Genomic DNA, 13,811 nt, shown 5'->3' on the forward strand with positions numbered 1-13,811 from the left:
TAAAGTCAAGGGTCGAATTGTTAAATTTTGTCTTGTTCTACGGATGATTTTGAATGTGTGGCAATGTAGTTAGGTAAAAACTGTTTCATTCGTGGTTTGTCATCATAGTTAAAACCCAGTTCTTCACCTTTAGCAAAGGCCGCTGCCGCAGTCATACCTTCACGGGTAGCAATGTACATTAATCCAGCCGTAACAGCACGTAAACCAGTTTTGCAGTGAGTAAGTATAGGCTTGGGTAATTGATCAATTTGAGTCAATATCTGATCAATGAGTTCGTCACTCAGGAGTTCAGGACGGAGAGGAATATTCACATAGTTGAGTCCTGCAACTTCCGCAGATTGTTGTTCATCACTGCAAAAGTCTTCTTCTTGAGGCGCTCTTAAATTTAGTACCGACTTAAATCCAGACTCAGCCGCTTGTTGTAACTCTGTAACTGAAGGTTGTCCTAAGAAAATGGCCAGGTCTTGGTTGATATATTTGATGTTTTCCATAAGTTGCTATTATTCAAAATTCAGTGAGCTAATCTTAAACCCTATACATTGGTATAAGGTCAAGGGGGATCTGGAAGTTTTAGTAAAACATTGTCTACTGAATAGTTTGATTAAGAAGCTTTGTATATCAATGCAGTTATTTTTGATGCACTCATAAACACTTAGTTTACTGCTGCCATTGCCCTCGTCGTCGTATCAGCAGTAGTAGCTGAGAAATTAAAACCATAATTGGTAATTCAATCAAGGGGCCAATGACTAAGACAAGAGCAATTAAAGGACGCTGGGGAAATGCAGAAGCAGCAATTGCTAGGGAAAGTGGGGAATTACGAGCCAAAGTGGTGCAGCTAAGACAAGCAACCTCTTGGTATGACAACCTTAAGTAACGTCCCACCGATTGAGCTAAGACAAAATTAACCACGAAGAACAGAACAACAGGGATAAAAAGCTGAAATATTAATTCTGGATGCTGTATGACTACCTTTCCTTGTGAAGCGAAGATGGTAGCGATCGCTAAATTAAGGCAGATTACTTGAAATATTGCCATCTTTGCAACCACGTGCTGAAAATAAATATCACCTTTCCAACTGAGAATTAATTGTCGGGAAATGGTTGCTACAAACAAAGGTAAAATTAATACCCAAAACAAACTATCAAAAAGTTGAATCAGGTTGATCTCTACCAATGTCCCGGCAAAAATCAATAGGTACACTGGTAGCAAAATAACTTGTAACACTAGATTTAGTGGTAGTAGGGCAGTTGCTAAAGCCACATCTCCACGCGCAATACTTGTAAAAAGAAGATACCAATCAGTACAAGGTGTAACCATCAACATAATTAGCCCCACCCTTAAATCGGGGCTATCTTGCAAAAATAGATAACCATTAACCCAAGTGAAGATGGGAGTCCAGAAAAAGTTAATGATCAGGCTTGTTGATGCCACTTTAAAATTCCGTAACCCCCGTCCAAAGTCCTTTAAAGGTATTGATAGGAAAGTTGCATACAGCATCAAAGCCAATAACGGCACAATTATCTCTGGGGCTAGATTAGCAAACCATCTTATCTGAGCTAATCCCAATCCCACAAAAACTGAAAGCAATACTAACAATGGCTGCGTCTTGTCAAATAATGGCATTATTATACTTGGGAGCTAACAATACTATTGCCAAACCCCTGAAACCCTATTGATATCGTCACGATTTTATTGGGTTTCAGACATATTTGGGAAAATTGGCAATAGTATTGTAAAAAGATATCACTGAATTAGGGAAAATGCAGATTCTAATGCCTGCAAGCGGCTTTCTCCCTGACTAATTTGGGCTGACAAAGACTCATTTTGTGTTCGATGATCCTTACAGAATCGCTGTAAATCAAGTTGGGAAATTCGCTGCTGCACTTGTTCAGCGGTGACAACTATCCAAACGTGACGATGATGAGCGATCGCATCTTCGACAATAGATTCAATGGCCAGCGCCGCCGTAATGCCAATATTGGGAACTTCACTCAAATCTAACACCAGGGCTTGATAGTTCTGCACCAACGTCATCCGCCGAGAGATACTTTTAGCCGCACCAAAACTCATTGGTCCCCCCAATTTCAGTAATAGAATATCCCCTTTTGCTTGGGTGAGGATTTCCTGCTCAGTGGGAGTGAGATTATGATTTCCAGTCGAGTCAGTAATGACTTGAATATTATCACTTTGGACATCACTTAACCGTTTAATAGTCAGGACATTAGCAATAAACGCGCCTACTAATACCGCCGTAATCAAATCCACAAATACCGTTAAAATCAACACCAGATACATCAACCCCGTACCCTTGACAGAAATACGGGGCGCACGTTTGATAAACCCCCAATCAAGAATATCAATACCTACCTTTAACAATAATCCTGCCAGCACGGCATTAGGAATCTGCGCCGTTAAGGACCTGCCCAAAACACGACTAACAGCAGTACAAAAGCGTGAATTATCCCAGATAAAGGCGTTTTTCCCCCAGCTTGGACATTCACCACCGTCCGCATAGTCGCACCAGCACCAGGTAAACCCCCAAATAACCCCGCCAACATATTACCAATCCCCTGGCCAATCAATTCTTTATCAGAATCATGCTGAGTGCGGGAAATACTATCAGCCACCAAGGAAGTTAACAGAGAATCGATCGCTCCCAATACCCCTAACATCAGCCCATACCGAAGCATATCTGCTAACTCGCGGATACTAAAGGTGGGCATTCGGAAGGTAGGTAATCCCCTGGGAATTTCACCAATGCGAGCCACATTTGCATCTTTGAATACCACCACTGAGATAATTGTTACCACCACCAAAGCCAATAAAGGGGACGGTAAAATCCGATTTAGTTTGGTAGGAACAATAAAAACAATCAGCAAAGTTAGTAATCCCAGCCCGACAGCCACCCAGTTAGGATTACTCAGGTAGGTAGGTAGTTCTTGCAAAGTTGTGACTACGCCACCCGTTCCTGTATGACCCAACAAGGGGGGTAATTGCAGCAAAATGATAATTACGCCAATCCCGGACATGAACCCAGAAATGACCGTGTAGGGCAGGAGGGTGATGTATTGTCCCAGGCGCATCACCCCAAATAGAATTTGTAGTAGCCCACCCAACATGACTACGGTAAATGCCATTGCTAACCCTGTATCGGGATGACGCGCCACTAAAGTAGCAATCACGGTTGTCACCACTACAGTCATTGGTCCGGTGGGTCCTGAAACTTGGGCTGGTGTTCCCCCAAATAGAGCAGCAAAAAAGCCGACAATAATAGCACCATAGAGTCCAGCGATCGCCCCAGCACCGGACGCAACCCCAAAGGCTAGGGCTAAGGGTAGAGCGACAATGGCCGCAGTTAAGCCACCAAAAAGGTCGCCGCGCCAATTGCGAAAATGAATTTTGTTAATTAGGTTGATGGACACTGTATTATTGCTCTGAATTAGAATTTTTAGCTTGATTACAAAAAAAGGGAACAGGGAACAGATAAGAAATACTTATTTGCACCAGTTGAGCAACAGCAAAACCCAACAGAATTTTTGATCATTTTGGGTTTGGTTCTATACAACCCAACCTACTCTATAACTGCTTTTTTCCCTTTCTGTTCAAGGTGGACTAAGGGGGATAAATAAGTGCATCAGATAATCAATAACCACTTTGCCAATAACCTTTTAACGAAACAGTAAAACAGGAATATTGCTGCTTCTCAGTAATTGGGCTGTTGTACTACCAATTACTAAATGACGAATGCGGTTATGTCCGTAAGCTCCCATCAGTAAAAAACTGATATTATGCTCAGAAATATATTTATTAATTACCTCTTCTGATTCACCTTCTCTAATATCAGAAATTATCTTCAAACCTGCTGATTCTAAAATATGTCTAGCTTCATTGACTCTGTTTTCTGCCCTGGAATATGTTTCATTTTTAGTTACTTTCAACAGATGTATTTCTAAATTGTGAAAACAAGGAGAATTGACTAAAAATTCTAGTGTCTTTTTCCCTGTTAAACTACCATCATAAGCAACTAAAATTCGTTCGATGGGTCTATATTCACGGGTGGTAACTAAACACGGTTTTTTGGTACTACGGACAATTCGCTCTACATTTGCTCCTAAATGTGCAGATGCAAAATCTGCGGCTTCTCCCCGTTTACCTAAAACAATCAAATCGGCATTTTCTTCAAATTCTTGAAAACAATCCACGAGGAACCCAGTTTTATTGGTGACACTAAAATTTTCTAAGCCTTCTGCTTTAAGAGTTTCAGCGGCATTTTGTAAAATCAATCTTGCTCGTTTATTGTTTAGTTTGGCTTTTTCATGTTCTAAATTCACTAATTCATTTAGTAATTCTTCAGAAGCACCAAGTCCCAGACTACCGCTGAAATTACTAGTAGAAACTACTTTTTGGCTGCGAATATCGGTGACAAACAAAACATTGATTTTCGCATGGAATTGATTAGCAAACCAAGCTCCATATTTATAAATGTTTTCGGCAAAGGCTGAACCATCGGTACAAAGTAAAATATTTTTCATGCTGGTTTTATTCTCTGGGAATTAAAGGGTAAAAGGTAAACTACTACTTTTTCAAAGTACCGGATTTTTGAGAAGTTGCTAATTTGTTCAGCAAGGTAGCACTAGCTTCATTGAGTCCAATGAGTTCTACTTCTGCTCCATTGCGGCGAAATTTCAGCACTGCTCGATCAAGTACCTCTACTGCTCCTTGATCCCAAAGATGAGCATGAGTTAAATCAATGGTGACACGATCAACCAGTTCTGTAAAATCAAAAAATCCGAGAAATTCATCTCTTGATAAAAAGAAAATCTGTCCAGCTACTTTATAAGTGCGATGTAAACCATCTTCACTTAATACTTTATCTACAAATACCAATTGGGCAATTTTGTTAGAGAAAAATACTGTACTCATGACGATACCTGTCACGACACCCAAAGCAAAATTTCGGGTGAAAATTGTTACAAACATCGTCGTTAACATGACGGCGGTTTCTGTGCGGGGAATGCGAGGAAGATTTTTGATCGATGACCAACGAAAAGTACCAATTGACACCATAATCATGACAGCAACTAAGGCAGCCATGGGCATTTGCTTTACCCAATCTTGCAAAAATAAAATGGCAATTAATAGGAAAATACCCGCTGCTAAAGTTGAAAGTCTGCCTCTACCACCAGACTGGACATTAATAACTGATTGTCCAATCATTCCACATCCAGCCATACCGCCAAAAAAGGCAGTAACTATGTTTGCAATACCTTGTCCTTTGGCTTCTTGATTTTTATCGCTGGGGGTATCTGTGAGTTCATCTACTAATGAAGCGGTGAGGAATGAAGCTAACAAACCAACGATCGCTAAAGTCAGAGAATAGGGGAGAATAATCTTTAATGTTTCCAGGGTGAATGGAACTTGGGGTAAAGAAAAACTGGGTAACGCGGTGGGTAATTCTCCCATATCCCCAACTGTGGGAACATCTAATTTGAGAGCGATCGCGGCTATTGTCATTACCGCTAAAGCTACTAAGGGTGAGGGAACTGCTTTAGTGAAGCGAGGCAAAATGTAAATAATCGCCAAGGACAATATAGTTAACACATATACGGTAGGTGGGACATTACTTAGTTGAGGCAACTGGGCAAGGAAAATTAATACCGCTAAAGCATTGATATAGCCAATCATTACTGCCCTGGGGACAAATCGCATTTGGCGACCGAGTTTGAGCAACCCAAATACAACTTGAAAGACCCCTGTTAACAAGGTGGCGGCGAATAAATACTGCAAACCATGATCTTTGACCAAATCAATCATTAACAGCGCCATTGCTCCTGTAGCGGCGGAAATTGAGCCTGGTCTGCCGCCTAAAAAGGCTGTGATGACGGCGATCATAAATGAAGCATACAGCCCAACTTTGGGATCGACACCGGCAATAATTGAAAAGGCGATCGCTTCTGGAATCAAGGCTAGTCCTACCACAGCACCCGCCATAATGTCTCGCTGGGTGTTAAAAAACCATTCCCGCTTCAAAATTGTTCCGTTCAAGTTTCCTCCTCACGTTTTCATCAAACTAAAATTGTCAGTGCATCATTTGCACTCAAAGTATCCCATTTGCCTATATAATTCCGTCATTAATAATTCGTAATTCTTGGCAATTACAGAATTACCTACACAGAAATTTTTGGCTATTTTCAAACACAAATAGTAGCCAGGAGCAAAATTAAAAAAGCTTGTGTAAGCTGCTTTTTTTAATTTTTAATTATCAATTTTTAATTGAACAGATTTAGACAAGGCTAATCACTTAAAACCATATTTAGAAACTTGATGCGCTTACCTTTACCCTCAAAGTTGTAACTAAATCTTCAGGGTGGACAGTTTCTTTGTATATTAATGGTTAAAAGCTTTTCTGGTCTTAACATCTGACTTTATTTTACCAATTACGAAAATATTAACAATACTTGTTTAACAAGCGTTTGATTATGAATTTTTACAATATCATGGAAATGTTAATCTCGGCAAGAGATAATAAAAATATTGGGCAACTAAAAGTAGCTAATACACAAAGTCTGTAAGCCTTATTCAGCAAGCCTTAAGTAAAAATGGGTGAGCAAAAATGCCCACCCCAGAAACCTTGTATAGATATGTACAAACAAATTATTAACGACCAATAACTTGACCTTCTAATTGCAGTAAAGCTTCCACTCGTGCTTCAGTAGCTGGGTGACTAGAGAAAAGATTTCCCAAAAACTTCCCAGAAATGGGATTAATAATTAATAATGGTTCAAAAGCTGGATTAGCATTCAAAGGCATTTGTTTGGCTGTAGATTCTAACCGTTGCAAAGCCCTAGCTAATGCGCGAGGATTACCTGTTAATTTGGCCGCACCAGCATCAGCAGAAAACTCTCTAGTCCGGGAAATAGCCAACTGAATAACTGTTGCAGCTATGGGTGCAAATATAACTGTAGCTAATACACCCAAAAAATTTCCACCTCTTTCATTATCCCGTGAACCGCCACCAAACCACATACTGTAACTGAGCATTTGCGCTAGGAAAGAAACAGCCCCAGCGACGGTAGCCGCAACTGCTTGAGTTAAGGTATCACGATTAATAATGTGGGTAAGTTCATGGGCTATTACGCCTTCTAATTCATCTTCTGGGAGAATATCTAAAATACCTGCGGTGACAGCTACAGCAGAGTGTTCAGGATCTCTTCCTGTCGCAAAAGCGTTGGCTGTTGGGCTAGGAACAATGTATACTCCCGGCATGGGAATATTCGCACGGGTAGATAGTTTTTGAACGATGCGATACAGTCCCGGTGCTTCTGCTGCGGTGACAGGTTGGGCTTTATATACTGCTAAAGCAATCTTATCTGATTGATACCAAGAGAATAAGTTAGTTGCTGCGGCTAACCCAATTCCGATAACTAAACCCCCTATACCACCAATTACCCAATAACTAATTGCTATTAATAAACCACTCAAAGTAGCTAGTAAAATAGCAGTTTTCAGTTGATTTCCCATCTTAATAACTCTCCTGTTAATGCTGTGTTAATTTTTGTAACTTTATCTGGACAACAGCATCTTTTTAGCCACTCCTCAATTGTATCGAGTTCAACTTTGAGGTACAGTGATGAAAACCTGTCGTCAGAGTACGGTTTTCTCGCTACATCAGTAAGAATAGAATTGAGTTTAGTTTAGTTGCTATTTTATATTTTTAAGATTCCTTAAATACATCTAAAAATGGTTGATAAGCAAAGGCGCGATTACGCTTTTGTCCTGTAATTTCTTTTAGCAAATCTAAGTCACACATTTCCTTAATTAGTGTGTTTGCATTCTGTAGAACCATCTAGGCGACCTAATGCTAAATCTGCTTGAGACAGTAGTTGCCACATCTCCTGATCCATATTAATTTCAGGCACAGGAGGAAGTGAATTAGGTATAAAAGCTTTATATTTTGCAGGTTGCTCCACGTAGCGACCTGCTCTGGCAAGGTTGCTCATTATTATCGGTTTCGTTAACACAATATGATTTATATAGCTATATTATCAAAAACCCTCTTGTTTCGTTAATATAGTTATGCCCAGCAAAATATATGATATTGCTATGCTAAAACCTAACTCCCCCTGTAGAAAGTATCTGTCTACAAATCGCACTTTCAGGAATTAGGAATGTTATTAAGTATCATTTGGATTTTATTGATGGGCTATTTTAGCGGACAAATTGCCCGTCGGTTAGGCGCTCCACCTTTAATTGGGATGATTTTAGTAGGAATTATACTAGGTTCTCAAGTAGGAAATGTCATCAGTCCAGATGTATTAAATGCTGCCGATGAATTAAGAACTGTGGCAGTGATGATCATTTTAATGAAAGCTGGACTAGGGTTAGATAGAGAAAAACTGGCTCAACAGGGGACTGTGGCCTTACGGTTGGGATTTTTACCTGCAACTACAGAAGCGATCGCGATCGCCCTCGCCTCTATGGTAATTTTTAAATTAGACTTTCCCACGGGGTTACTTTTAGGCTGTGTCATTGGTGCAGAATCTCCCGCTGTCATCGTTCCCGGAATGCTGAGACTGAAAAGTTTAGGTTGGGGTGTAACTAAAGGTATTCCCGATGCTATTTTAACAGGTAGCGCCTTATCTGATGTCCTGCTATTATTAGTTTTCAGCCTCTTACTGAGTTTTTTGGGTAAAGGAGGAGTTGAGCAAATTACCCTGTTTGGGGGTTTGACTTTAAATGCACTGCAATTACTCCCACTGCAAATTATCATGCAGATATGCTTAGGAATTTTGTTAGGTTACTTAGCTGCACGGTTATTAGTTTCTCTATTAACTAAACAAAATTGGACTCAAAATGCCGTTCAAGATACGATTATTGCGGCGGGAATAGCTTTATTATTGGTAATAGTTGCTCAAATTTTACCTTACTTTTCTGGTTATTTGGCAACAATGGCTTTAGGATTTTTCTTAATAGAATTAGATGCACCTTTAGCGCGAAATTTGCGGGGTGGATTTGATAGTTTATGGGTAGTAGCAGAGATTTTTCTGTTTGTTTTATTGGGTGCAACTATTCAACTGCAAGTATTAGGAAAAATACTTTTACCTGGGATTTTAATTTTAGCAATTGGTTTATTTTTTGGTCGGATGATCGGTTGGTATTTATCCACATTAGGTAGTAATTGGAATTGGCGCGAAAGACTGTTCTTACTACCAGGAAACTCCGCTAAAGCCACCGTACAAGCTGCCATTGGGGCGATTCCCCTAGCCCAAGGAATAGTAGGAGGAGAGATCATTTTAGCGATCGCTGCCCTCTCTATTTTAACCACTGCACCTCTAGGAGCTTGGGCAACTATGGCTTTTGCACCTAAATTATTAACCAGAGGAGAAGTTGACCCCACAAAAGTCACAATTACCAATCATACCCTGTTCCTAGCTGCCGTAGACACCTCTAACTTATCAATTGAAGTGTTAACAAAAGTAGCAGATTTAGCCCGTCGTAGTCATGGTAAAGTCATCGTTTTACATATAGTTAATATCTCAAATGAGCCAGCTATCCAACAATTAGAAGTACAAGCCAAAAAAATGCTCTCGGATATTAAATATGATTTTTTGACAACAACAGGAACAATTCCCGAAGAGATTATTCGCATTGCCCAAGAATATCATGTTACCGCAATTGTCATGGGAAAACGCGGACATCAATCTTGGGAAAAAATGCTGATTGGCTCAGTATCACAAGCAGTCTTAGAAACAAGTCCCATTCCAGTCATCTTATTAGAAAATCGCTGTAAATAACTCCAAACATACACACATACCGAAGTACAAAATTATCTGCGTTTATCCGCGTTCATCATCTTCTATCTGTGGTTAAGATAATTAAAACTCCCTATTGAAAAATTCATCAATAAAGAAAATGGTGCAAACACAATCTCCTATCAACGAAAATTCCCTACCAGAAATATTACCCGGAGGGAACAACCCAGATGCTTTTGAATTAGCCGAAGCATGGTATCCAGTTCATTATCTTCAAGATTTAGATAAATCAAAACCAACTCCCTTCACTCTTTTAGGTAAAGATATTGTCATTTGGTGGGATCAAAAAATTCAATCTTGGCAAGTATTTATAGATCAATGTCCCCACCGTCTCGCACCTCTTTCAGAAGGGAGAATTAACGAAGATGGATTATTAGAATGTCCTTATCATGGTTGGGCATTTGCTGGAGATGGAACTTGTCAAAAAATTCCCCAACAAGTCCCAGGTGGAAAAGCAGAAACCTCTCCAAGAGCTTGTGTTTCATCCTTACCAACAACAGAGAAACAAGGATTATTATTTGTCTATGCTGGTAATCCAGAAAAAGCTGTAAATACGAAAATTCCTGTAATTGAACCAATAGAAGCAGCACCGGAAGGATGGGTAATTATTAACACTTTTCGAGATGTTCCTTATGATGCTCTGACATTATTAGAAAACATCCTTGATCCCAGCCATATTGCTTTTACCCATCATCTCACAGTTGGAAATCGCGCCAATGCTGGATCATTAGAATTAGAAATAGTTGAATCTGGAAAATATGGTTTTGAAGGTATTTGGAAACAAGGTTTAAAACCTGGACAATCAGGAAAACTTTCCACAACATTTATTGCTCCTGGTTTAATGTGGCATGATATTAATGCTGAAAAAGGCAGAATTTTAACCGTTGTTTATGCTGTCCCCATTCGCAAAGGTGAATGTCGAATAATTGCCAGATTTCCTTTTAAATTCAAGTCTAAAATACCCAGATTTTTTATTAAAATTCGCCCCCGTTGGTATGTCCATATTGGTCAAAATGGTGTTTTAGAAGATGATCAAATTTTTCTCCATTATCAAGAACGTTACTTAGCAGATAAAGGTGGTAGTTCTAATTTTAATAAAGCCTTTTATCTAGCTACAAAAGCAGATACTTTTGTGGCTGAGTTTCGTCGCTGGGTAAATCAATATCATGGCGAAACATTTCCAGAAGAATCTTTACCACCCCGGTTACTAAATAGAGAATTACTGCTAGAAAGATATCATTCCCACACAGAAAAATGTGCTAGTTGTCGCCAGGCTTTAGGGATAATTCAACAATTAAAATTTTGGTGTGGTGTTCTTACCATCGTTGCTTTAGCTAGTAGTCCTTTATTCGCATTTTTGGTAGAAACAAAATCAATTTTATTAGTAATGACAGAAACATTGATTCCTCTCTTATTAAGTGCAGCATGGTGGAAATTAAGTCAGTTGGAAAGGCAATTTTATGAGGGAAGAATTATCCCTCCTCGTAATTTACTGGAGAAAAAAAGATAAATTGGTGGTTTCAAATTTCACTTAATACTATTGTCAACGTTCAAATATGAAAGTTTGAATTCATACTTTTGGTATCAATCGGGCTTTGATATTTTAGATGCTGAGTGAGGTATTGTCTGAATCAGGATATCCAGGATTTTAGGATTTACAGGATGTTTGTTTGAGTTGCGTTTTTAGGGTTTGAGGATTCTATACTTCTCGGTTAAACTCAAAAAACTGCAATGTGACCTAGATTAGTGCTTTTTGCTGCTTGATAGGGAATACTAGAATAAATACTCCTTGTCAGATAAAGGTGAGTTTTAACAAATGGACTGGACAACTATACTCAAAGCACAGCAGACTGATTTTATTCAAAGACTGAAATCTGGTGAATTACTCCATTGTGAGAAGGAAGGCCAGCATAGTGAATTGACAGTTATCTCTGGAGAGAGGTTAAAGCAATTACGGGATTTTTGCTGGGAGATGGCTAATAAATTTAAGCAACAATACGATGTTAAGAACATCTTCTTCAATAATATGAAGGGAAAGCTGGGTGAGGAAGTTGTTAAAATCCGTTTAGGTGATTTTGTAACTGAAATTGATTATGAAAAACGCATTGGTGGAGATGGAAAAATTGATTTTACTTTAACTTCTGATTCATCTATTGGTATTCAGGTTAAAACCCGTTATGGATATTTTGATAAGGTTCAATGGACAATTGATAGAGAAGAAATTGAAAAGAATGCTGTTTTAGTTTGTGTTTTATGTCAAGAGGAATTTAGTGACATGGAAAAAGAATATGGTCTTATTATAGCTGGGTTTTTACCAACGAATATGATGAAATCAACTGGTGATAAAACTTTAGTTGGAATAGATGAATTACTTTATCCTGGTGGTTTGCGTGGTTATTTAGAGAATTTATCATTTTATGATGCTGACAAATATATCAACTTAGGTGATGAGTGTATTGTAAAAGAAGATTATCAAGGTGCGATTACTAATTATAGTCAAGCATTGCAGATAAATCCTAAAAATGCTCAAATATATTTTAAACGAGCAGAAATTCATCATCACCTGGGAAACTTCCAGAATGCTATAAATGATTATAGTCAAGCAATATACATTAATCCTAAAGACGCTTACTCTTATAATAACAGAGGAATTATTTACGAAAATTTTGGTTATATAAACCATGCTATAAACGATTATGAGAAAGCACTAAAAATTAATTCTAAAGAAGCTGTAATCTATTTAAATTTAGCAATTACTTACTATAACCTAGATGTAGATTGCAATTATTACAATTATATTATAAATAGAGATGAACTAATCATCAATTATTTGAATCAAGCGTTAAATATTAATCCTAACTTATATAAAGCATACTATGTTAGAGGAAAATTTCGTTTTCAAATAGGAGATGTATCAGGTGCATTTGAGGATTTTAATATTGTATTAAAATTTGATCCTGACTATGCCTTAAATATTTATACATATCTTGCAGAAGTATACTACTATCGGGGAAATTACTATAGCGAAATAGGAAATAACAAAAATGCACTTGAAAATTTAAATTTGGCAGCTAATCTATATAAAAGAATAAATAATAAATTTAGTTATGGAAGCACTATTAACTATATCCAATATGTTCAATCAAAATATTTTGAATATAATTTTGAAGATGATGAATATTATCAATTGATTCTGAATTCAACCAATAAATCATTAGAAGTAAATAATGTTGATCTAAAATCAGCAGTAGGTATGAATTATACCCGTCTTCGTGACTTACTTGCAGCAGGGAAATGGAAAGAAGCAGATGAAGAAACTCGACGGGTAATGTTAGCAGTTGCGAAACGGGAAAGGGAAGGTTGGTTAGATACTAAAAGTATTGATAATTTTCCCTGTGAAGACCTGCTCACTATTGACCAATTGTGGGTAAAATATAGCGATGGTAAATTTGGTTTTTCTGTGCAGACAAAGATTTATCAAAGTTTAGGGGGAACGACAAATTATAATGGGCAAATTTGGGCGGCGTTTGGGGACAAAGTAGGATGGAGAAAAGGAGGCAGTTGGTTGAGGTACAGTTATATTACTTTTGATAAGAGATCACCAGAAGGACACCTACCCGTGTGCATACGACTGAGTGATGTAGGTGGATGGTTATTGGGAGGTGCTGTCTTCTTTCGTGTCGAGACTTGTAACCTTTTTCCAGTACAGGAAAGACAACCGCAAATTATATCTACACCACAACCGGTAAACCAAGAGGTACAATTAAAATCATCCCGTGGAATGGATTATATTAAACTGCGTGACTTACTCAAAGCAGGAAACTGGAAAGAAGCAGACGAGGAAACAGAACGGGTAATGTTAGCAGTTGCGAAACGGGAAAAACAAGGTTGGTTAGATGATGAAGATATTGATAATTTTCCCTATGAAGACCTCCGCACCATTGACCAATTATGGGTAAAATACAGTGATGGAAGATTTGGTTTTTCTGTTCCAATACC

The 13,811-nt window shown here is 38.4% G+C and carries 11 protein-coding genes; 3 read left to right on the top strand and 8 right to left on the bottom strand.

Translation table 11 applies throughout. The features are described from left to right. Positions 1-20 precede the first annotated feature (20 nt). The 8 genes from FJR04_RS21485 to FJR04_RS21520 all read right to left on the bottom strand — a co-directional run bounded on the left by FJR04_RS21485 (position 21) and on the right by FJR04_RS21520 (position 8,000). The gene (locus FJR04_RS21485; protein WP_168498592.1) at positions 21-491 is read right to left on the bottom strand and encodes a beta-lactamase hydrolase domain-containing protein; all 471 of its coding nucleotides are present in this window, start codon (positions 489-491) and stop codon (positions 21-23) included. Positions 492-657: 166 nt separating this feature from the next. Next, positions 658-1,623: an arsenic resistance protein gene (locus tag FJR04_RS21490; protein WP_168498594.1), complete on the bottom strand. Its 966-nt coding sequence runs from the start codon at positions 1,621-1,623 to the stop codon at positions 658-660. Between the two features lie 120 nt (positions 1,624-1,743). After that, positions 1,744-2,391 carry an STAS domain-containing protein gene (locus FJR04_RS26305; RefSeq protein WP_371718562.1) on the bottom strand — a complete coding sequence of 216 codons (648 nt, stop codon included), beginning with the start codon at positions 2,389-2,391 and terminating at the stop codon, positions 1,744-1,746. A 20-nt stretch (positions 2,392-2,411) separates the two neighbouring features. Further along, complete coding sequence (locus FJR04_RS26310) at positions 2,412-3,422, bottom strand: SulP family inorganic anion transporter (RefSeq protein WP_371718564.1); 1,011 nt, start codon at positions 3,420-3,422, stop codon at positions 2,412-2,414. A gap of 246 nt (positions 3,423-3,668) precedes the next feature. Continuing rightward, a complete protein-coding gene (locus FJR04_RS21500; protein WP_168498596.1) occupies positions 3,669-4,532 on the bottom strand; it encodes a universal stress protein in 864 nt (287 codons plus the stop codon). Positions 4,533-4,575: 43 nt separating this feature from the next. Next, a complete protein-coding gene (locus tag FJR04_RS21505; RefSeq protein ID WP_168498611.1) occupies positions 4,576-5,991 on the bottom strand; it encodes a SulP family inorganic anion transporter in 1,416 nt (471 codons plus the stop codon). 666 nt (positions 5,992-6,657) lie between these two features. Beyond that, the gene (locus tag FJR04_RS21510) at positions 6,658-7,521 is read right to left on the bottom strand and encodes a M48 family metalloprotease (protein WP_168498598.1); all 864 of its coding nucleotides are present in this window, start codon (positions 7,519-7,521) and stop codon (positions 6,658-6,660) included. A 293-nt stretch (positions 7,522-7,814) separates the two neighbouring features. After that, positions 7,815-8,000, bottom strand: a complete 186-nt coding sequence (locus tag FJR04_RS21520; RefSeq protein WP_217359467.1) for a hypothetical protein — start codon at positions 7,998-8,000, stop codon at positions 7,815-7,817. Positions 8,001-8,168: 168 nt separating this feature from the next. Between FJR04_RS21520 and FJR04_RS21525 the strand changes: the two genes are divergently transcribed. The 3 genes from FJR04_RS21525 to FJR04_RS26710 form a co-directional block, all read left to right on the top strand. Further along, complete coding sequence (locus tag FJR04_RS21525) at positions 8,169-9,794, top strand: cation:proton antiporter (RefSeq protein WP_168498600.1); 1,626 nt, start codon at positions 8,169-8,171, stop codon at positions 9,792-9,794. A 118-nt stretch (positions 9,795-9,912) separates the two neighbouring features. After that, on the top strand, positions 9,913-11,322 hold the full coding sequence (locus tag FJR04_RS21530) for a Rieske 2Fe-2S domain-containing protein (RefSeq protein WP_168498602.1): 1,410 nt from the start codon (positions 9,913-9,915) through the stop codon (positions 11,320-11,322). A gap of 306 nt (positions 11,323-11,628) precedes the next feature. Further along, on the top strand, positions 11,629-13,811 hold a 2,183-nt coding region (locus FJR04_RS26710; RefSeq protein ID WP_371718568.1), incomplete at its 3' end, for a GUN4 domain-containing protein.

Origin of the sequence: Anabaena sp. UHCC 0204, assembly GCF_009711975.1 — a bacterium.
Taxonomy (GTDB): Bacteria; Cyanobacteriota; Cyanobacteriia; order Cyanobacteriales; family Nostocaceae; genus Dolichospermum.

Coding starts and splice junctions, on each gene's coding strand:
- FJR04_RS21485 (WP_168498592.1), bottom strand. CDS start 491: ATGGAAAACATCAAATATATCAACCAAGACCTGGCCATTTTCTTAGGA.
- FJR04_RS21490 (WP_168498594.1), bottom strand. CDS start 1,623: ATGCCATTATTTGACAAGACGCAGCCATTGTTAGTATTGCTTTCAGTT.
- FJR04_RS21500 (WP_168498596.1), bottom strand. CDS start 4,532: ATGAAAAATATTTTACTTTGTACCGATGGTTCAGCCTTTGCCGAAAAC.
- FJR04_RS21505 (WP_168498611.1), bottom strand. CDS start 5,991: ATGGCGGGTGCTGTGGTAGGACTAGCCTTGATTCCAGAAGCGATCGCC.
- FJR04_RS21510 (WP_168498598.1), bottom strand. CDS start 7,521: ATGGGAAATCAACTGAAAACTGCTATTTTACTAGCTACTTTGAGTGGT.
- FJR04_RS21520 (WP_217359467.1), bottom strand. CDS start 8,000: ATGAGCAACCTTGCCAGAGCAGGTCGCTACGTGGAGCAACCTGCAAAA.
- FJR04_RS21525 (WP_168498600.1), top strand. CDS start 8,169: ATGTTATTAAGTATCATTTGGATTTTATTGATGGGCTATTTTAGCGGA.
- FJR04_RS21530 (WP_168498602.1), top strand. CDS start 9,913: ATGGTGCAAACACAATCTCCTATCAACGAAAATTCCCTACCAGAAATA.